Here is an 18,522-nt window from a genome sequence, read left to right as displayed (position 1 = left end):
GACCTGGCGCGTTTAAGGCGCTTTTCTTTCCCCAATTGCCCATTTTGAATAATTGCGCGGCCATTACGGCCTCGCCCCTTGAGCCTTCGGTTCCCATATGTGCTTTCGTGCGCCCTAAGAGCGCAAAGCCGGGGCCGGAACGCGGAAGTTCTGGAGCGATTTCATGTTTGACTGGTTCGAACGGCGACTTAATCCCTATCCGAGCGAGGAGCCGGTCGCTCCCCCGAAGGGTCTTTTTGCCTTCTGCTGGCACTACAGCAAGCCGGCGGCCGGATGGCTTGCGCTCATGGCTTTCCTGACGGCGCTGATCGCAGTCGGTGAAGTCGCGCTCTTCCAGTTCCTTGGCGATATCGTCGACTGGTTGACGAATGCCGACAAGGCGACCTTCCTCCAGAATGAAGGTCACAAGCTGATCTGGATGGGTGCGCTGGTGCTGATCGGACTGCCGCTCATTGCCGGTCTCGATTCGCTGATCATGCACCAGATGATGCTCGGCAATTATCCGATGATCGCGCGCTGGCAGATGCACCGCTTCCTGCTGCGCCATAGCATGACCTTCTTTGCCAACGAGTTTGCCGGACGCGTTGCCACAAAGGTCATGCAGACGTCGCTTGCCGTGCGCGAAACGGTCATGAAGATCCTCGACGTCTTCGTCTATGTCGTGACCTACTTTCTGTCGATGATCGTCATCATCGCGGCTGCCGACTGGCGGCTGATGCTGCCGATCCTCGCCTGGCTCGGCATCTATATCGGCATCGTCGCCTATTTCGTGCCGCGGCTTCGCAAGATTGCGGCCCAGCAGGCGGATGCGCGCTCGCTGATGACCGGCCGCGTCGTGGACAGCTATACGAATATTGCAACCGTGAAGCTGTTCTCGCATGCAGGCCGTGAAGAGGTCTATGCCAAGGAGAGCATGGACGGCTTCCTGGACACGGTGCACAGGCAAATGCGCAAGGTGACGCTCTTCCATATGAGCGTCTACATGAACAACTGCATTTCGCTGTTCATCATTTCCAGCCTGTCCATCTGGCTGTGGCTGAACGGCACGATCTCAGTCGGTGCGATTTCCATCGCCATCGGCCTTGCGATGCGCGTCAACGGCATGTCGCAGTGGATCATGTGGGAGGTCTCGGCGCTCTTCGAAAACATCGGCACCGTCTATGACGGGATGGAGATGATGTCGAAGCAGCACGATATCGTCGACAAGCCGGGTGCGCCTGCGCTGACGGCGAAGAAGGGTGCGATCCATTACGAACGCATCGGCTTCCACTATGGCAAGGGCAAGGGCGTCATCGATAACCTGTCGCTCGATATCAAGGCCGGCGAGAAGGTCGGTCTGGTCGGCCGCTCCGGCGCCGGCAAGACGACGCTGATGAACCTGCTCCTGCGTTTCTACGATCTGGAGGCCGGGCGTATCACCATCGACGGCCAGGATATCTCAGATGTATCGCAGGATAGCCTTCGCTCGTTGATTGGTGTTGTGACGCAGGATACGTCATTGCTGCATCGCTCGATCCGCGACAACATTGCCTATGGGCGTCCTGACGCAACCGATGAGGACATCATAGAGGCGGCAAGACGGGCGAATGCCTGGGAGTTCATCGAAGGGCTTGTCGACATGCACGGCCGCAAGGGGCTCGACGCGCAGGTCGGCGAGCGCGGTGTGAAACTCTCCGGCGGCCAGCGCCAGCGCATCGCGATCGCCCGTGTCTTCCTGAAGGACGCGCCGATCCTGGTGCTTGACGAGGCAACCTCGGCGCTCGATTCCGAGGTGGAAGCGGCGATCCAGGAAAACCTCTTTGCGCTGATGGAAGGCAAGACGGTCATCGCGATCGCCCACCGCCTGTCGACGCTGACCGAGATGGACCGGCTGATCGTGCTCGACAAGGGCCGTATTATCGAAAGCGGCACGCATGGCGAACTGGTGAGCCATGGCGGCGTCTATGCCGACCTTTGGAACCGCCAGTCCGGCGGCTTCCTTGCCGATCACGAGGAAGAGGCCGAAGTGGCAGCCCAATAAAATAAGCCCTTCCCGTTTCTGCGGGGAGGGCTTTTCTTTTGTCCTGCTGAAGAAATCAATTTTCCGCTTAGAGCGTGCGGACTCGGTCGGCGCAGAGGCTGTCGGCCCAATCGATGACGCGATGATGCTCCACGACGATGATCGAGTTTGAAGCAAGTGACTGAAGCGTGAAAATCCGCAGCCGTTCCTCCCGTTCGATCCAGCTTGCGATGGCTTCCGTCACGATGCTGTCGCGCGGCACATCCAGCGCATCCGCCAGGGCGTCGAGCTTTTCCGCAAGGGAAAGCGGAAGATGCGCATTGAGCGTTTTCGTTTCCATATCTGCGGTCTCCGGTAAGGTGCGATCATGGCACGAGATCGTGGCTGCTTCTACCCGTATCAATGGAGATGACGCCGATATTACCGATCATTACGAAAATATAAGGTTGCGTCCGCCTTATATTCTCTTTGCCGCAATTCTGAACGGGCCTATATCGCGGTGATGCTGCTCACTCCGATCCTTCGCCTGTTCGAAACCTGGATAGATCCTTTCCGCGCCAGCGACAATCTTCAGCCGCCGCGCAATACTTTTGGATTCATCTGGTTCTATATTGGTCAGGCCAAGTGGCCGTTTATCGCCATGCTGGTGCTCGGCGGCATGTCGGCGGCAATCGAAGCAGCCCTCTTCTGGTTCGTCGGGCGCCTCGTCGACATCCTCAGCACGATCAAGCCCGGAGCCGGCTGGGGCACGCTTCTTGCCGCCCATGGCGGCGAGATTTTCGGCATGCTGGCGCTGATTGGCATTGTCCGTTTCGTCGTCGCCTTCCTGATTGCGCTGATCGACCAGCAAGTGATCACGCCCGGTTTTTATAATCTGGCGCGCTGGCAGTCCTATCTCCACGTGTCGCGCCAGTCGCTTGCCTTCTTCCAGAGCGATTTTTCCGGCCGCATCGTTACCAAGGTCTGGTCGGCGGGGCAGGCGACGGGCGATCTCGTGACATCGCTGATGGAAAGCGTCTGGTTTGTCGGCATCTATGCCGTCACCACGCTAGTTCTGGTCGGGCAGCTCGATTTCTCGCTGGCGGCGGTGGTTCTTTTCTGGCTGGCGGCTTTCAGCGTGCTTGCCCGCTATTTCGTGCCGCGCATTCGCTATCACTCGCGTGAAACCGCGGAGGCAGCCTCGCTGCTCAATGGCCGCATCGTCGATGCCTATAGCAATATCCAGACGCTGAAGCTCTTCGCACGCGACGAGGAGAGCGACCGCTACATGCTTGACGGCTTCAACGCCTATCAGGAAACGGTTCTGCAGTTCACGCGCTTCATCACCGGGGTTCGTGCCTCCATGGCGCTGCTCTCAGGCCTGATGATCGTCACCATGGCCGGCCTCAGCGTCGATCTATGGCTGCGCGGGCTGATCAGCTCGGGTGGGGTCGCCTTTTCGCTGACGCTGGTTCTGCGGTTGAACTTCCTTCTCGGCCGATTGATGACCCAGTTTAACGGCATCATGCGTAATCTCGGCACCATTCAGAATGCGGCCGAGCTGATTTCCCAACCGCTGCATCTCGTCAACCGCCCCGATGCGAAGGAACTCGTCGTCGGGCAGCCGGGGATCCGTTTCGAGAATGTTTCCTTCCATTACGGCAAGGAAAACGCGGTCATCGACAATTTCTCGCTGACGATCCGTCCGGGCGAAAAGGTCGGCATCATCGGCCGCTCCGGTGCGGGCAAGTCGACGCTCGTGAATATTCTCCTGCGTCTCTACGATCTCGAAGGCGGGCGCATCTTGATCGATGGGCAGGATATCGCCGCCGTCACCCAGGAATCATTGCGCATGCAGATAGGCATGGTCAGCCAGGATACGTCGCTGCTGCATCGCTCGGTGCGCGACAACATCCTCTTCGGCAGACCCGACGCCGGCGAGGAGCGCCTTGTCGAGGCCGCCAGACGCGCCGAAGCGCTCGATTTCATCGAGCGGCTGCGGGACCAGCAGGGCCGCAAAGGTTTTGACGCGCATGTCGGCGAGCGCGGGGTCAAGCTCTCGGGCGGTCAGCGCCAGCGTATCGCCATTGCGCGTGTGATGCTCAAGGATGCGCCAATCCTTGTTCTCGACGAGGCGACGTCGGCGCTCGATTCGGAAGTGGAAGAGGCGATACAGTCGAACCTCAACCGTGTGATGGAAGGCAAGACGGTGCTTGCGATCGCCCACCGGCTTTCGACGATCGCTGCACTCGACAGGCTTGTCGTGATCGACCGCGGCAAGATCATCGAGGAAGGAACGCATGATGCGCTTCTCAAGCAGGGGGGGCTTTATGCCGAGCTCTGGGCACGCCAGTCGGGCGGCTTCCTCGCCTCGGACGACGATACGCGCTCAGTATTCGCGAACGAAATCGCTGACTAGGCCGTAATGGTTCGAGCCGAAGCTGTCCTCCAGCCGGCTCGTCGAGCGGATGAGCAGCGGCGGTCTTGCGAAGATATGGTCGATGCTGATGCCGAAAGAGCCGGCACTGACCGGCCAAGTGGTTGGTTCCGGGAAATCTGTGGTGAGGCCGGTTCCGCGCAGAAAGTGCTGAATCGTCGGCGCGAGGATCGAGGAATTGAAGTCTCCGGCGACTACCAGTGCACCCGTGTGAGACTGCATGAAGGCCGTGAGATCCTCGAGCTCGTCAGCCTGGAAATCATCAAAATATGGCTTTGACAGGTGAGGGAACAGAAGGTCGACAGGCGTTCCGTCGAAGTCGATCGATACCGACACGAGCCGCTTTTTCCAAAGCTCGCCGATGTCATGGATCTCCTGCCGGACAAAGGGACGTTTCGACAGCACAAGCGTATCGCATGTCTCGCTCGCATTGCAGCCGATACGGTAGGGATAGAGCTGCATAAGCCGTGGCAATTGCGCAAAGACCGGCTCGGCCTCCATAATGTCGACCACATCGGCGCCTGAAGCCAGAATGGCGTCGGCAATCCGCCCGCCATTTTCAAAATTGTCATTCTCGATATTGAAGGACATTAGCCGGAAAAGGCGAGGGGCATTCTCCGGAGGCGTCCTGTCGGCGAATTCGCGCAGCATGATGACGCCGTGGATATTCAGGAAGGTTGCCACCGCCAGCATCAGAAAGCCATACCAGTGCCGCTTGAAAAAGAGGGCAATGACCGCGCCGACCGCGCAGACGATGCTGAGATGAATCTGGAAGCTGTAAATGAGCGAAAGCAGCCAGAAATCGGTGAAATAACGGAGCGAAACGAGAGCCAGGACAATGGTGATGAGGACGCTCAATACGCAGAAAACAGTATGCCTCATCGGCGCAAATCCAAATTCGTATGGCAAACTCACCAGCGCCTAACACGCCCCCTCGTTTGTTGCAACGCAGCAAAGTTGCAAGCCAGTGATTGCCTTAAAAAATTCACTGAAATTTCCCGCGACATTGTGCCCCCATCCCCTTGTCAAGGGTGGACATAATTTGCGATCAAGCATAGAACGCGCCGGATTGGTGGGGAATCTATGGCCGAAATATGTTCTGATAGATTCGCCGCCTCTGGAGGGGCAGGGCGGAATTCCGCGACAATTGCGCAGAGGATGGTTAAGCCGTGAGCGAACACGTAACGACAAGCGAGGCTTCAGAGCCCACTCGCCGTGATTTCCTTTATCTCACCACTGGTATGGCAGGTGCAGTCGGCGCCGTTGCGGTTGCCTGGCCGTTCATCGACCAGATGCGCCCGGATGCCTCGACGCTGGCATTGGCTTCCATCGAAGTCGATGTTGCGAGCCTCGAGCCCGGCATGTCGCTGACGGTCAAGTGGCGCGGCAAGCCGATCTTCATCCGCAACCGCACGCCGGAAGAAGTGAAGGCGGCGGCCGATGTCCAGCTGTCGGACCTCAAGGACCCGATCGCCCGCAATGCAAACCTTCCTGCCGACGCTCCGGCAACGGGCGCTGACCGCTCGGGCGGCAAGGATAAGGAAAACTGGATCGTCATGATCGGCACCTGCACCCATCTCGGCTGCGTTCCGCTCGGTCAGGCCGGTGAATACAATGGTTGGTTCTGTCCCTGCCATGGCTCGGTCTACGACACGGCCGGCCGCATCCGCAAAGGTCCGGCGCCGCAGAACCTGGCGATTCCGACCTTTTCGTTTTTGTCCGACACGAAGATCAAGATCGGTTGAGGGGAGACTGATTAATGAGTGGCCATTCCAGCTACGAACCATCAACCGGCCTGGAAAAGTGGGTCGATGCGCGCCTTCCGCTGCCGCGCATGGTCTATGACAGCTTCATTGCCTATCCAGTTCCGCGGAACTTGAACTACGCGTACACTTTCGGCGCCATGCTCGCCGTCATGCTGATCGTACAGATCCTGACGGGTGTCACGCTCGCCATGCACTATGCCGCCGACACGACGATCGCCTTCAACTCCGTTGAAAAGATCATGCGCGATGTCAACCACGGCTGGCTGCTGCGCTACCTGCATGCCAACGGCGCATCCTTCTTCTTCGTCGCCGTCTACCTGCACATCGCCCGCGGCCTCTACTACGGCTCCTACAAGGCGCCGCGCGAAATCCTCTGGATCCTCGGCGTCGTCATCTACCTCTTGATGATGGCGACCGGCTTCATGGGCTACGTTCTGCCTTGGGGCCAGATGTCCTTCTGGGGCGCGACGGTTATCACCGGCTTCTTCTCGGCCTTCCCGCTGGTCGGCGAATGGGTGCAGCAGTTCCTGCTCGGCGGCTTTGCCGTCGACCAGCCGACGCTGAACCGTTTCTTCTCGCTGCACTACCTGCTGCCCTTCATGATCGCCGGCGTCGTTGTCCTGCACATCTGGGCTCTGCATGTGGTCGGCCAGACGAACCCGACGGGCGTCGAGGTCAAGACCAAGACGGACACTGTTCGTTTCACGCCCTACGCAACGCTCAAGGATGCGCTCGGCGTTTCGGTCTTCCTGATCGTGTATGCCTATTTCGTCTTCTACCTGCCGAACTATCTCGGCCATGCCGACAACTACATTCCGGCCGACCCTCTGAAGACCCCGGCCCACATCGTTCCGGAATGGTACTTCCTGCCGTTCTACGCCATGCTGCGTTCGATCACCTTCAACGTCGGTCCGATCGACTCCAAGCTTGGTGGCGTGCTCATCATGTTCGGCGCGATCATCGTGCTGTTCTTCCTGCCGTGGCTCGACACTTCGAAGGTGCGCTCGGCGGTTTATCGTCCGTGGTTCAAGCTGTTCTACTGGTTGTTCGTGATCAACGCGATCATCCTCGGCTGGCTCGGTTCGCAGCCTGCAGAAGGCCTGTACACGACGATCTCGCAGTTCTGCACACTCCTCTATTTCGCCTTCTTCCTGGTCGCGATGCCGGTTCTCGGTCTGGTGGAAACACCGCGCCGCATTCCGAACTCGATCACTGAAGCGGTGCTCGAAAAGCGCAACAAGATTGCCGCGGCCAAGGCCTGAGCGAGCGACAGGAAGGAATAGAAACATGAAAAAGCTTGTTGCAAGCATTCTGTCGCTCGCTTTCACAGCCGGTGTCGCCGGTGTGGCTTTTGCTCAGGAAGCAGCGGCTCCGGCCGCTCACCATGAGGAAAGCGCTACGCCGCATTATCCGCTGAAGGAGCCCAAGGAAATCGACTGGACCTTCGCGGGTCCGTTTGGCCACTACGACAAGGGCCAGCTTCAGCGTGGCCTGAAGGTCTACACGGAAGTCTGTTCCGCCTGCCACTCGATGAACCTCGTACCCTTCCGCACGCTGAGCGATCTCGGCTATTCGGATGCCCAGGTGAAGACCTTTGCGGCCAACTACGAAGTCCAGGACGGTCCGGATGCAAGCGGTGAAATGTTCACCCGCAAGGCAGTTCCGTCCGACCACTTCCCGTCGCCCTATCCGAATGCGGAGGCAGCTGCTGCCGCCAATAACGGTGCGGCTCCGCCGGACATGTCGCTGCTCGCCAAGGCACGCGAAGTCGAACGCGGCTTCCCGCAGTTCGTCTTCGATATCTTCACCCAGTATCAGGAAAGCGGCCCGGACTATATCTACTCGCTGCTGACCGGATATGAAGAGCCGCCGGCGGGCTTCCAGGTTGCGTCTGGCGCGCATTACAACCCGTATTTCCACGCTGCTGCCGTATTTGCAATGCCGAAGCCGCTCTCCGACGACCAGGTCACCTATGACGATGGTTCGCCGCAGACGGTCGATCAGTATGCCAAGGATGTCTCGTCATTCCTGATGTGGGCGTCCGAGCCGCACCTCGAAGCGCGCAAGCGCACCGGCTTCATGGTCATGATCTTCCTGCTGATCTTCACCGTGCTGATCTACCTGACCAAGCGCTCGATCTATTCCCGGACCGATCACTAAGCCGACCCTTAGTCCCAAGGAAAAGGCGGCTTTATAGCCGCCTTTTTTATTTGGTTTGGTCCTGTTCAGTTGATAGTGTGCGGGCGTTTCATGCCCTCGCAGATACGGATTTTCGATGAACAATACGCTTTCGGAGCTTGCGGCCAGCATCCGCTCCATTCCGGATTACCCCAAGCCCGGGATCATCTTTCGCGACATCACCACGCTGCTCGGCAATCCGCGGGCCTTCCGCCGCGCGGTCGATGAGCTCGTGCAGCCCTATGCCGGTCTGAAGGTCGACAAGATCGCCGGCATGGAAGCGCGGGGCTTCATCCTCGGCGGCGCAGTTGCGCATCAGCTGTCCTCGGGCTTCGTGCCGATCCGCAAGAAGGGCAAGCTGCCGCATGACACGGTGCGCATCGCCTATAGCCTGGAATATGGCGTGGACGAGATGGAAATGCACCGCGATGCCGTCCAGCCGGGCGAGAAGGTGATCCTTGTTGACGATCTGATCGCCACGGGCGGTACTGCTGTGGGCGCAACACAGCTTCTTCGCCAGATCGGCGCGGAAGTGGTCGGTGCCTGCTTCGTCATCGACTTGCCGGATCTCGGAGGCCGCAAGAAGCTCGAAGACCTCGGTGTCGACGTGCACACACTCGTAGAGTTTGCCGGCCACTGAACATTTTTTCGTTGGACGCAATTCCGGACGCAAAGCGCCGTACACTTTGTGCTGGAATTGCTCCGACCGGATCACTCGAATTCGAGCACGCTGCTCTCGAAGCGGATGACCGCAACACCATCCTGATTGACGCCTTCGCAGAAGATGGCGTTGAGATACCAGCCTGGCCGCGATGCGAGCGGCCGGCTGGAGAGAAAAGCCACCGAATAGGTGATCCTCTCATTGACAAAGACCGGCTTCAGCCATTGCAGCTTCTGGAAGCCGGGCGAGGGGCCAAGCTTTGGCGGCTCCATGCCCTGTTCCGACAGCCGGCGTATTTCCGCCATCCAGTGATCCAGAAAGCAGCGCATCCAGGCGGCAACCGTATGCCAGCCGGAGGCGCAGAGAGCACCGAACATGGTGTCTTCTGCGGCTTGCCTGTCGATATGGAAGCGTTGCGGATCGTACTTCGTGGCAAAGCGGAGGATTTTTTCCTCGGTGAAGATGTAGCTGCCGATCTCGGTCTTTTCGCCCAGTTCATAGAGTTCGGACATTCTCATGCGCCTGCCTCCGAAGTGTCGCGCATGCCGAAGATGACGGAATTTTCCGACAGGCAGACCAATTCGCCGCGCTGGTTTTCCACCTCGTGGCGGAATTTGACGATGCCGAGGCCTGGACGCGAGCGCATCGGATGCGCCTCCAGCACCGTCGAATGGCCGGAGAGCGTGTCGCCTGCCAGCACCGGTTTGCGCCATTCCATGAAATCGACGCCGGGTGCACCTTCGCAAAGGGAATTCAGCACATAGCTGTCAGCCATCATGCGCATGAACATCGCCGAGGTGTGCCAGCCGGAGGCGGCAAGGCCGCCGAGGATGCTGGCGCGGCCCGCCGCTTCGTCCAGATGCATCGGCTGCGGGTCGAACTCCGCGGCGAATTCGATGATTTCGGGCGCCGTTACCGGCTTCGGGCCGAGCGGGAAGCGTCGGCCGGGCTGGAAATCCTCATAGGCGAGCTTTTCTGCAGGCATCAGGGTCTCCCATCATAGGCAGGCCTCATTGCTTACAATAGCATCCGCCCGGGCTCAATGATTCCCTAGGGGCGAAGCAGAATGGCAGAACTAAGGTCGATACTCGATGAGGCGGCGCGCGAGGGGCTGATTACCGCCGAGGCCGGCGAGCGGTTGGCGCCGTTCCTTGCGGCGCGTGGCGTGATCGTCGAGGCGCGGGCTGCCGGGCCTCAAGAACCTGCCTGGTCTGATACCGAGACACCGCGATTCGTCCGCGGCTTCCACGATGTACTGATCACCATCGGCATTCTCATCGCACTTGCCGGCCTCTGGGGGCTTGCCTCGCTCTATGCGGTGCTGCCGGCGATCCTGGTGCTGGCGGAAATCCTCGTGAAGCGCCAGCGCCTTGCGCTGCCGGCTGTCGTGCTGACGCTGGCGGTTTTTATCTGGACCTTCCGGATGATGTTGTCGGTCTATCCCTCCAATGCCGATCTGTGGTTGACCGGCGATGGCATCGATGGGTTCATCGTCGCATTCCCTGTTATCATGGGGCTTTTCTATCTGCGCTACCGTGTGCCGCTTGCGCTTGCACTCTCCATCTTCTCGGGGCTGGCCCTCGTGCTCGCGCTCGTCTTCCGCCTGCTGCAATGGGCGAGTGGCGACGATGCCTTCATCCTCAACCATCCGACCCTTGTGTCGGTCATCCTGTTTGCCTGCGCCGTCGGCCTGTTCGTCGCCGCACTCGGCTTCGATCTCAGCGACAGGTTTCGCCGCACGACGCGATCGGATGTCGCCTTCTGGCTGCATCTCGTCGCCGCGCCGGCCCTGCTTTACAGCCTCAGGATATTGCTTTCACTAGACGGCGGCTGGCTGGATATCATGGACGCCAACTCCTTCAAGACGCCTGTTGTCGTCGTAATCGTCGCGCTGCTGATGCTGATTGGCTTGATCATCGACCGGCGCGCTTTCGTGACGTCCGGCCTGCTGACGCTGGGACTGGCGATCTATGGGATATTCCGGCAGGGGAGTGCGACCGTCGATACATACATCTTCGGAACGCTTGTTGTCGTCGGCGTGATCGTGCTCGTCATCGGTACGGGCTGGATGCCGCTTCGGCGCATCGTGCTGCGCGCTTTGCCCTCAGGCGTAGTGGAAAGGCTGCCGCCCGGCTGAGCGGCAGCTGAAGCGTGTCGCGATCTTTCAGATCCGCTTCCCACGCTTCAGGTCTTTCTTTCACACATGTCGTTATCGCAAAACCGCTGCACAGTTTTGCGCGACATGCCTGGTCGATCAGGTGTTGAAGCGGAAGTGGATGACGTCGCCGTCCTGGACGACATATTCCTTGCCTTCGTCGCGTGCCTTGCCGGCTTCCTTGGCGCCGACTTCGCCGCCGAACTGGATGTAGTCGTCATAGGCGATCGTATTGGCGCGGATGAAGCCGCGTTCGAAATCCGAGTGAATGACACCGGCGGCCTGCGGCGCCTTGGTGCCACGCTCGATCGTCCAGGCGCGCGTTTCCTTCGGTCCGACCGTGAAATAGGTGATCAGGTGGAGCAGCTTGTAGCCGGCGCGGATCAGGCGGTCGAGGCCTGCCTCGTCGAGGCCGAGTGCCGAGAGGAATTCCTTGGCCTCTTCATCCGGAAGCTGAGCGACTTCGGATTCGATTGCAGCCGAGATGGTGACTGTTTCGGCACCCTGAGCCTTGGCCATAGCAGCGACGGCCTCGGTATATTGGTTGCCGGTCGCTGCATCGCCTTCGGCGACGTTGCAGACGTAGAGAACCGGGTGCGATGTCAGAAGGTTTAGGCCCTTCAGGATGGTGGTCTCTTCGGCATCGAGCTTCGAAAGCAGCGTGCGAACTGGTTTGCCGTCCTGCAGCAGCGCCAGCGAGGCTTCCATGATCGGCAGCATCGCCATGGAATCCTTGTCCTTGCCGGTGGCGCGCTTGCGGGTCTGCTCTGTGCGGCGCTCGAGGCTGTCGAGATCGGCGAGCATCAGTTCGGTCTCGATCGTCTCGGCATCGGCAACCGGGTCGATGCGGCCTTCCACGTGGGTGATGTCGCCGTCTTCGAAGCAGCGCAACACATGCACGATGGCATCGACTTCGCGGATGTTGGCGAGGAACTGGTTGCCGAGACCTTCACCCTTCGAGGCGCCGCGCACGAGGCCGGCAATATCGACGAAGTTGATGCGGGTCGGGATGATTTCCTTGGACTTCGCGATGTTGGCAAGCTTCTGCATGCGTTCATCGGGAACGGCCACTTCGCCGGTGTTCGGTTCGATCGTGCAGAAAGGATAATTCGCCGCCTGCGCAGCCGCCGTCTTGGTGAGCGCATTGAAGAGGGTCGATTTGCCGACATTCGGCAGGCCGACGATACCGCATTTGAAGCCCATGGCTGAAACCTGCTGTTCTCTAGAATTCCTTGGCCGTGCCTATGGGATAAAGGAGGGGAGCGGTCAAGTCTTAGAGCGCTTTTCTCGCCGCTCCCTTGCCGTCAGGGCTCGGCAGCATTATTCTTACCTCGCGGGATTTCCCCGGCACCAGGTGTCGAAATTCTGCAATCTAAAAAGCTTAGTTAGATCGAAACCCCTTCCCATGTCATCAACGGGCGGATTTCCGATGGTTGACAACGACATTGCCTTAAAACCCAAGACCAGAACGAAGCTCAAGCTGGACAAGCCGAAGCTTTACAAGGTCATTCTCGTCAATGACGATTATACGCCGCGCGAATTCGTCATCGTGGTGCTGAAGGTTGTCTTCCGCATGAGCGAGGAGACCGGCTACCGCGTGATGATGACGGCACACAAGCTCGGCTCCTGCGTGGTCGTGGTCTGCACCAAGGATATTGCGGAGACGAAGGCCAAGGAAGCCATCGACCTTGCCAAGGAAATGGGCTTTCCACTGATGTTTACCACCGAGCCCGAGGAATAGAGGCCGGAGGAAAAGGGCGTGTGTCTCAAGACTGCCGGCGGATTTGGTAGCCGGTCTTGTCCTGCATGAAACCACAGCTTTCATAGAAACGCAGCGTCGCCGGATTCTTGGATCCGGTCAGCAGCATGACCTTGTAGCAGCCGGCATTCCAGGCTTGCGCAATCACATGCCGGATGAGTTTGCCGGCATAACCTTGCTTGCGGTGATCGGCGTGGGTGACGACGTTTTCGATCAGTGCGTAGGAAGCGCCATTGCGCGTCAGGTTGGGAACGATGATCAGCGTGACCGTCGCAGCAGCGATCTCGCCGGCAAAGCCGATCAAGACCGTCATGCCGGGCTGCGCCAGAATGGCGGAAAAGCGGTCCATTGCCACATCAGGGGCAAGAACCGGATCGGTCGGGCTGAGGTGCTGGTAGAGCGTGGTCAGGCCCTGCAGATCGCCGACGGCCGCAGGCCGGATGGTGAAATCCCCGCCTGCCATCGCGTTCAGTCGCCCTTATTGCCGAACATCTTTTTCAGCATCTCGGCCATGGGGCCGGTCGCCGGAAGCTTCTGCTGGCCGTGATTGCGGGCCTGATGGATATGGGACTTTCCCGCCGGCTTCTTCTCCGGCTTCGGCTTTTCCTCTTCCGCCTTGCCGCCGAGCGCCAGTGCGATCTTGTTCATCAGCTGGGAATCCTCTTTGCGGACCAGCATCTCGGCATTGTCGGCCAGCGTGTCGAGCAACGGTTCCAGCCAATCGCGATCGACCTTGGCGAAATCGCCGAGCACGTGGTTGTGCACCAGTTCCTTGGCGCCGGGATGGCCGATGCCGAGGCGCAGGCGGCGATATTCCTTGCCGCAATGGGCGTCGAGCGACTTGATGCCGTTGTGGCCGCCATGGCCGCCGCCGGTCTTCAGCCGCGCCTTGCCGGCCGGCAGATCGAGCTCGTCATAGATCGCCACGAGATCGGAAGGTTGCAGCTTGTAGAAGCGCATGGCCTCGCCGACGGCTTCGCCAGAGAGGTTCATGAAGGTCTGCGGCTTGATCAGCAGCACCTTCTCGCCACCGAGCTCCCCTTCTGAAATCTCGGCCTTGAACTTCTTCGACCAGGGCGAAAAGCTGTGGCGGCGATAGATGGCATCGACGGCCATGAAGCCGATATTGTGCCGGTTGCCGGCATATTTCGCGCCGGGATTGCCGAGACCCGCGATGATCAGCATGGCCTGTCTTCCTTGCAAGAGCTGTTGGCGTTCACCACCGCGAAATGGCGGCAAAGTCAAGTGGCAAAGGCGGGCGTGAACGGCAGGCGGCCGATCATTTCAGCAAATGCAGACCATATTTCAGGAAGATCTGCTTCTGTTCGCCGCTGGCGATCAGCTTGTCCAGCGAGGCCTGCATGTGCGCCAGAAGATCGTTCGGGAAATTCTTCTCGCAGGCGATACCCATCGGCTGGGAGGACAGCACCGTCACCATTTCCAGCGGTTGGTCGGCCTTCAGCTTGTCGAAATAGAGTTCGGAGATCGGCATCATGTCGATGCGCCCGCTAAGCAGCTTGCGCAGCGTCGCGTTGAAATCGCTGGCGACATCGAGCTTGGTGAAGCCCTTCTCCTTCAGCGTCACTTCCGTGTAGTCGTCGCGCTGCGTGCCGATGACATATTTCTTCGCCTCTTCGAGATTGGTGGCCGAGACACCCGATCCCTTGCGGGTGATCAAGATGTTGCGGTCGATGAGAAGCGGCTCGACCCATTTGAACAGGCCGTCACGCGCGGCGTTATGGGCGGTTGCGAATACGCAGGTCATCGGTGTCGTGCGCGCGAGACTGAAGGCGCGGGCCCAGGGCATCACGTCGAGCGTATAGTCGACGCCTATATCGGCCATCACCTTCTCGACCTGTTCGACGGTCGCGCCCTTGATGACCTTGCCGTCGCGGTAGTTGAAGGGCGCGTATTCCTCGGTCACGAAGGCTACCGTCTGGGCTGAGGTAGACGTGGCAAAGCAGGGTAGGGTCAAAAGTGCAAGAAGCAGCAGCTTTTTCATCGCGATACCTCCCATATCTCGTCAGTTCATGAAGCGCGCGCCACGTTCGGCAGCGAGCCGCTTAGTTCCTCGATCAGCTTGGCAGCATTCTGCGGACGGTGGAACAGATAGCCCTGACCATAATCAAGGCCCATCTGGTGCAGCGTGCTGCATTCCTCCTCCGTCTCGATGCCTTCGGCGATGACGGTGCAGTTCATCTTGTGCGACAGCGTGGTGATGCCTTCGATCAGCATGCGGCTCTTCTGGCGCACGTCATCGTCAGCATCATTGATGGCGCGGGTGAAGGACTGGTCGATCTTGATAATGTCGACCGGGAAGCGATTGAGATAGCTCAGCGACGAGTAGCCGGTGCCGAAATCGTCAAGCGCGATGCGGCAGCCGAAGCGGCGCAGTTCCGTCACGATCATGCGGATCTGCGGGTTGTCGTGCATCAGCACGGCCTCCGTGATCTCGACGACGATACGATCCGGCAGGATGCCATGGCGACCGAGGATGGCGGCGAGGCGGGCGGCGAGCGCCGGCTCGAACTGCAGCGGCGAGAAATTGATCGCGAGATAGGTGTCCTGCATGCCGGGCAGGCGCGAAATCTTCGCCAGATTGGCGATTGCCTTTTCCATGATGACGTTGCCGACGCGGACGATCTTGGCAGTCTCTTCGGCCACGCTGATGATCTCGGCCGGCGGCATGAGACCCTTCTGCGGATGGTTGAGGCGCATCAGCGCCTCGAAGCCGGCGATACCGCGGCCGTTGAGGTTGACGATCGGCTGGAGATAGGCCTCGAACCAGTCGTCGGCGAGGCCGGCTTCGATATGGGCTTCTATCTCGGCGCGGCGGCGAGCATGATCGAGCATGCCGCTATCGAAGATCTGTGCGCCGTTCTTGCCGTCGCGCTTCTTGGCGTACATGGCCATGTCGGACTTCTGCAGCAGTTCGGCGGCGGTCGCAGCGTGGCGAGGATAGATGGCGATACCGACAGAAGCGCTGAGATGCATGTCCGGACCGAAGGGCGTCTCGAAGATCGAAGCGATCTGGTCGCACATGGCGCGGGCGCGCTTTTCGGCATTCTTGGCCGGCAGCAGGATGGCGAATTCATCGCCGCCAAGACGAGCGGCTTCATCGGAGGGGGCAAGCAGCGTCTTCAGCCGCTCCACGAGTTCGATGAGGGCAGCATCACCGGCGGCGTGGCCCATATTGTCGTTGATCCACTTGAAGCGGTCGAGGTCGACGAATAGGCAGGCGAGCTCCTGATCGGCGGCATCGGCGGCTGCGATCTTGCTGTCGAGCACGGCTTCGAAGCCCTGGCGGTTCAATAGGCCGGTCAGATGGTCTGATATCGCCTGGCGATGGTTGCGGTCTTCGGAGGCCTTCAGTTCCGTCACATCGGTCATGACGGAGAGCGACTGACCCTCCTGTCCATGGGGCGTGAGGGCCGATTCCATGATGAGGACGTCCATGATGCGGCCGTCCATGCAGATGAACTTGACGGTGACGTCGCCGGTGCCGTTCTCACGCTGGCTTTTGCGCTTGATGAACTTATCACGGGTGAAGGAGGTAACGAGATCGGAAAAGTTCCGGCCGATGACGGCGGCGCGGTGATAGCCGGTCGCAAGCAGCCAGTAGTCGCTGACGGCGGTGATGCGGTCTTCCTCGTCGAGCGAGAAGAGCATGGCGGGCGTCAGGTTGTAGATGTCGGTGGCGCGGCGATGCGCGAGCTTCAGCTCGGTTTCCTCGTTTTCAAGCTTCGTCTGCATTTCGTTGAAGCTCTGGGCGAGGCGGCCCATTTCGTCGTTCGACTGCCAGTCGACATGGTGGCGGGAGCCGAGCTGGCGCGTCGCCTCGATTGCAGCCGTCAGGCGCATCAGAGGCTGGATGACGAAGATGCGGTTGCCGATGAGCGCGGTCGCGAAAACGGCGAGCACCGCGAAAATGAAGATCGAGATGAAGACGACCTCTTCCTGCTTCAGGCCGGAAAACAGGCCGAGTGCCGGATAGAAGACGGAAATGCTGCCGAGGTTCTTCGGTCCATCGACGGTGTTGTAGATGATGGCGCGGGAAACCTGAACCAGCTTGCCATCGAAGGACCTCGGAATGGTCGACTGGCTGACGTCGAGCTCGCCGGACTGGTCGCGGACTTCCACCTTGACGATGGCGCCCTGCGAAACGACCGTCGCGCTGATCTGGGTCACGCTATCGGCATCGAGATCCCAAAGTGGCTTGGCGAGCGCCTGGGCATTGGCCACAAGAAGAACGGAAATATGGTCGCGTATTTCCTTGTCGGCGCGCTCGGAGGAAAGGAAAAGAAAAAGAACAAAGAGGGGAGCTACAAAAACAAGCAGCGCGCCGCAAACAATCGCAAAAAATCTGTTCTCAACGGAATTATTCATGGTTCCGTTTGCTCCACGGGGTCGGAATATTCTGCGGTCACGCAGCAGGGCGGGAACTTCGCAACCAGCCGGAGCATGCTTCCATGAATGTGTTAAATGTTGCTGAAATAAGCCTTTTTCGGCAATGAAAAAGCCCGTCTTCCTCACGGAAAACGGGCCTTATGCTTTACAAATTGGTAGAAGCGATCAGGCTTGTGCTTCGCCTTCGGCAGCAGCTTCGTCGATGCCGCCAGCCGGAGCAATGATCGTCGCGATGGTGAAGTCGCGATCGGCGATGACGGGCGTTACACCCTTCGGCAGGGTGACTTCCGAAATATGAATGCTGTCGCCGATTTTGTGACCGGAAAGGTCAACCGTGAAGAATTCCGGGATCGCGTCAGCCGGGCAGTGAACTTCGACTTCGTGACGAACGATGTTCAGAACGCCACCGACCTTGAGGCCCGGGGACTTTTCTTCGTTGACGAAGTGAACCGGGATTTCAACGGTAACCTGGGTGTTGCCAGATACGCGCAGGAAATCGACGTGCATCGTGAAGTCGCGGACCGGATCGAGCTGGTAGTCCTTCGGCAGAACCTTGTACTTCTTGCCGTCGACGTCGATGGTCGCAACGGTGGTCATGAAACCACCGGCATGAATGCGCTTCGTCACCTCATTGGTGTTGATAGCGATAGAAACTGGGGCCTGCTTGTCACCATAGATGACAGCGGGAATAAAGCCGTTGCGGCGGAGTTCACGGGCGGACCCCTTACCAACCCGTTCGCGCGCCTCGGCCTTGAGCTCGTAAGTTTCGTGGCTCATGGCTAGTCCTTTCGAGGTTATTTGGAGAGCCCGCGGCGGCTGCGAAGCCTTGTGCCGTCGGACCGGAGGCGGGCAAGCCCATCCTCATCCGCGTTGCCTCCAAGGGTGTCTACGCGGACGCGTGGCCTATAATATAAGTGTCACGCAAACGCAAGCGGCGACGGGCTCGGTCGACAGGACCGATGCCGTTGGTCGTATCCGCTGATCGCGCCTCACCGGCACTACACCGGAAAGATCGCGAAATGCAATCCCTGGTGTTTTGCAGGTCGTTCCAAAAACCGCTGATAAGCCTTCGTTGGTTGGGCGTTAATCACAAAGTCGAACAGAAGGTTCCACTTTACCTGCGAAGGCGCCGGATTATCCCTTCTTTAACGCGGCAAGACCGATGTCAGGCTTGAAAAGAA

General features: G+C 59.3%; 18 protein-coding genes. 8 read left to right on the top strand and 10 right to left on the bottom strand.

What is annotated here, in order from left to right; genetic code table 11:
* The first annotated feature begins 163 nt into the window (after nucleotides 1–163).
* A complete protein-coding gene (locus PMI11_RS28845) occupies nucleotides 164–2,020 on the top strand; it encodes an ABC transporter ATP-binding protein (protein ID WP_007824445.1) in 1,857 nt (618 codons plus the stop codon).
* Between the two features lie 67 nt (nucleotides 2,021–2,087).
* Here PMI11_RS28845 and PMI11_RS28840 read toward each other — a convergent pair whose 3' ends face one another.
* Nucleotides 2,088–2,339, bottom strand: a complete 252-nt coding sequence (locus PMI11_RS28840; RefSeq protein WP_007824443.1) for a CopG family ribbon-helix-helix protein — start codon at nucleotides 2,337–2,339, stop codon at nucleotides 2,088–2,090.
* Nucleotides 2,340–2,501: 162 nt separating this feature from the next.
* Here PMI11_RS28840 and PMI11_RS28835 point away from each other — a divergent pair, with 162 nt between their 5' ends.
* Entirely contained in the window at nucleotides 2,502–4,397 is a 1,896-nt protein-coding gene (locus tag PMI11_RS28835; RefSeq protein ID WP_007824440.1) for an ABC transporter ATP-binding protein, read from the top strand.
* Here PMI11_RS28835 and PMI11_RS28830 read toward each other — a convergent pair.
* Entirely contained in the window at nucleotides 4,368–5,297 is a 930-nt protein-coding gene (locus PMI11_RS28830; protein WP_007824438.1) for an endonuclease/exonuclease/phosphatase family protein, read from the bottom strand. The two genes, PMI11_RS28835 and PMI11_RS28830, sit on opposite strands and share 30 nt — an antisense overlap.
* A gap of 287 nt (nucleotides 5,298–5,584) precedes the next feature.
* Between PMI11_RS28830 and petA the strand changes: the two genes are divergently transcribed.
* The 4 genes from petA (at nucleotide 5,585) to PMI11_RS28810 (ending at nucleotide 8,999) form a co-directional block, all read left to right on the top strand.
* Nucleotides 5,585–6,160 carry a ubiquinol-cytochrome c reductase iron-sulfur subunit gene (gene petA / locus PMI11_RS28825; protein WP_007824430.1) on the top strand — a complete coding sequence of 192 codons (576 nt, stop codon included), beginning with the start codon at nucleotides 5,585–5,587 and terminating at the stop codon, nucleotides 6,158–6,160.
* Nucleotides 6,161–6,174: 14 nt separating this feature from the next.
* Nucleotides 6,175–7,443: a cytochrome b gene (locus tag PMI11_RS28820; protein WP_007824428.1), complete on the top strand. Its 1,269-nt coding sequence runs from the start codon at nucleotides 6,175–6,177 to the stop codon at nucleotides 7,441–7,443.
* Between the two features lie 25 nt (nucleotides 7,444–7,468).
* On the top strand, nucleotides 7,469–8,341 hold the full coding sequence (locus tag PMI11_RS28815) for a cytochrome c1 (protein ID WP_007824426.1): 873 nt from the start codon (nucleotides 7,469–7,471) through the stop codon (nucleotides 8,339–8,341).
* A gap of 115 nt (nucleotides 8,342–8,456) precedes the next feature.
* Nucleotides 8,457–8,999, top strand: coding sequence for an adenine phosphoribosyltransferase (locus PMI11_RS28810; protein WP_007824424.1), 543 nt, complete (start codon nucleotides 8,457–8,459; stop codon nucleotides 8,997–8,999).
* 71 nt (nucleotides 9,000–9,070) lie between these two features.
* On the opposite strand, the gene PMI11_RS28805 is transcribed toward PMI11_RS28810, so the two are convergent.
* Together PMI11_RS28805 and PMI11_RS28800 are read right to left on the bottom strand one after the other, a co-directional pair.
* Nucleotides 9,071–9,538, bottom strand: a complete 468-nt coding sequence (locus PMI11_RS28805) for a MaoC family dehydratase (protein WP_007824422.1) — start codon at nucleotides 9,536–9,538, stop codon at nucleotides 9,071–9,073.
* Nucleotides 9,535–10,005, bottom strand: a complete 471-nt coding sequence (locus PMI11_RS28800; RefSeq protein ID WP_007824420.1) for a MaoC family dehydratase — start codon at nucleotides 10,003–10,005, stop codon at nucleotides 9,535–9,537. The genes PMI11_RS28805 and PMI11_RS28800 overlap by 4 nt, the downstream gene beginning before the upstream one ends.
* Before the next feature lie 81 nt (nucleotides 10,006–10,086).
* Here PMI11_RS28800 and PMI11_RS28795 point away from each other — a divergent pair, with 81 nt between their 5' ends.
* Nucleotides 10,087–11,157: a hypothetical protein gene (locus tag PMI11_RS28795; RefSeq protein ID WP_007824417.1), complete on the top strand. Its 1,071-nt coding sequence runs from the start codon at nucleotides 10,087–10,089 to the stop codon at nucleotides 11,155–11,157.
* A 117-nt stretch (nucleotides 11,158–11,274) separates the two neighbouring features.
* Here the strand turns inward: PMI11_RS28795 and ychF are convergent, their stop codons facing one another.
* Complete coding sequence (gene ychF / locus PMI11_RS28790; RefSeq protein WP_007824415.1) at nucleotides 11,275–12,378, bottom strand: redox-regulated ATPase YchF; 1,104 nt, start codon at nucleotides 12,376–12,378, stop codon at nucleotides 11,275–11,277.
* Nucleotides 12,379–12,604: 226 nt separating this feature from the next.
* On the opposite strand from ychF, the gene clpS reads away from it, so the two are divergent.
* Nucleotides 12,605–12,916 carry an ATP-dependent Clp protease adapter ClpS gene (gene clpS, locus PMI11_RS28785; protein ID WP_007824413.1) on the top strand — a complete coding sequence of 104 codons (312 nt, stop codon included), beginning with the start codon at nucleotides 12,605–12,607 and terminating at the stop codon, nucleotides 12,914–12,916.
* Nucleotides 12,917–12,941: 25 nt separating this feature from the next.
* On the opposite strand, the gene PMI11_RS28780 is transcribed toward clpS, so the two are convergent.
* The 5 genes from PMI11_RS28780 to PMI11_RS28760 form a co-directional block, all read right to left on the bottom strand.
* Nucleotides 12,942–13,397, bottom strand: coding sequence for a GNAT family N-acetyltransferase (locus PMI11_RS28780; protein WP_007824410.1), 456 nt, complete (start codon nucleotides 13,395–13,397; stop codon nucleotides 12,942–12,944).
* A gap of 5 nt (nucleotides 13,398–13,402) precedes the next feature.
* Entirely contained in the window at nucleotides 13,403–14,119 is a 717-nt protein-coding gene (pth, locus tag PMI11_RS28775) for an aminoacyl-tRNA hydrolase (RefSeq protein ID WP_007824408.1), read from the bottom strand.
* A gap of 94 nt (nucleotides 14,120–14,213) precedes the next feature.
* The gene (locus PMI11_RS28770; RefSeq protein ID WP_007824397.1) at nucleotides 14,214–14,936 is read right to left on the bottom strand and encodes a substrate-binding periplasmic protein; all 723 of its coding nucleotides are present in this window, start codon (nucleotides 14,934–14,936) and stop codon (nucleotides 14,214–14,216) included.
* 26 nt (nucleotides 14,937–14,962) lie between these two features.
* Nucleotides 14,963–17,320: an EAL domain-containing protein gene (locus tag PMI11_RS28765; protein ID WP_007824395.1), complete on the bottom strand. Its 2,358-nt coding sequence runs from the start codon at nucleotides 17,318–17,320 to the stop codon at nucleotides 14,963–14,965.
* Nucleotides 17,321–17,506: 186 nt separating this feature from the next.
* Nucleotides 17,507–18,118: a 50S ribosomal protein L25/general stress protein Ctc gene (locus PMI11_RS28760; protein ID WP_007824388.1), complete on the bottom strand. Its 612-nt coding sequence runs from the start codon at nucleotides 18,116–18,118 to the stop codon at nucleotides 17,507–17,509.
* Nucleotides 18,119–18,522 lie beyond the last annotated feature (404 nt).

The organism is Rhizobium sp. CF142 (assembly GCF_000281145.1).
In the GTDB taxonomy this organism is placed as follows: Bacteria; Pseudomonadota; Alphaproteobacteria; order Rhizobiales; family Rhizobiaceae; genus Rhizobium.
The sequence above is the reverse complement of the archived record's forward strand: the minus strand, read 5'-3'. Positions and strand labels throughout refer to the sequence as shown.

Excerpts from the sequence above, each read along its gene's own strand:
- PMI11_RS28845 (WP_007824445.1), top strand. The coding sequence starts at position 164 with ATGTTTGACTGGTTCGAACGGCGACTTAATCCCTATCCGAGCGAGGAG.
- PMI11_RS28840 (WP_007824443.1), bottom strand. The coding sequence starts at position 2,339 with ATGGAAACGAAAACGCTCAATGCGCATCTTCCGCTTTCCCTTGCGGAA.
- PMI11_RS28835 (WP_007824440.1), top strand. The coding sequence starts at position 2,502 with ATGCTGCTCACTCCGATCCTTCGCCTGTTCGAAACCTGGATAGATCCT.
- PMI11_RS28830 (WP_007824438.1), bottom strand. The coding sequence starts at position 5,297 with ATGAGGCATACTGTTTTCTGCGTATTGAGCGTCCTCATCACCATTGTC.
- PMI11_RS28820 (WP_007824428.1), top strand. The coding sequence starts at position 6,175 with ATGAGTGGCCATTCCAGCTACGAACCATCAACCGGCCTGGAAAAGTGG.
- PMI11_RS28815 (WP_007824426.1), top strand. The coding sequence starts at position 7,469 with ATGAAAAAGCTTGTTGCAAGCATTCTGTCGCTCGCTTTCACAGCCGGT.
- PMI11_RS28810 (WP_007824424.1), top strand. The coding sequence starts at position 8,457 with ATGAACAATACGCTTTCGGAGCTTGCGGCCAGCATCCGCTCCATTCCG.
- PMI11_RS28805 (WP_007824422.1), bottom strand. The coding sequence starts at position 9,538 with ATGAGAATGTCCGAACTCTATGAACTGGGCGAAAAGACCGAGATCGGC.
- PMI11_RS28800 (WP_007824420.1), bottom strand. The coding sequence starts at position 10,005 with ATGCCTGCAGAAAAGCTCGCCTATGAGGATTTCCAGCCCGGCCGACGC.
- PMI11_RS28795 (WP_007824417.1), top strand. The coding sequence starts at position 10,087 with ATGGCAGAACTAAGGTCGATACTCGATGAGGCGGCGCGCGAGGGGCTG.
- ychF (WP_007824415.1), bottom strand. The coding sequence starts at position 12,378 with ATGGGCTTCAAATGCGGTATCGTCGGCCTGCCGAATGTCGGCAAATCG.
- clpS (WP_007824413.1), top strand. The coding sequence starts at position 12,605 with ATGGTTGACAACGACATTGCCTTAAAACCCAAGACCAGAACGAAGCTC.
- PMI11_RS28780 (WP_007824410.1), bottom strand. The coding sequence starts at position 13,397 with ATGGCAGGCGGGGATTTCACCATCCGGCCTGCGGCCGTCGGCGATCTG.
- pth (WP_007824408.1), bottom strand. The coding sequence starts at position 14,119 with ATGCTGATCATCGCGGGTCTCGGCAATCCCGGCGCGAAATATGCCGGC.
- PMI11_RS28770 (WP_007824397.1), bottom strand. The coding sequence starts at position 14,936 with ATGAAAAAGCTGCTGCTTCTTGCACTTTTGACCCTACCCTGCTTTGCC.
- PMI11_RS28765 (WP_007824395.1), bottom strand. The coding sequence starts at position 17,320 with ATGAATAATTCCGTTGAGAACAGATTTTTTGCGATTGTTTGCGGCGCG.
- PMI11_RS28760 (WP_007824388.1), bottom strand. The coding sequence starts at position 18,118 with ATGAGCCACGAAACTTACGAGCTCAAGGCCGAGGCGCGCGAACGGGTT.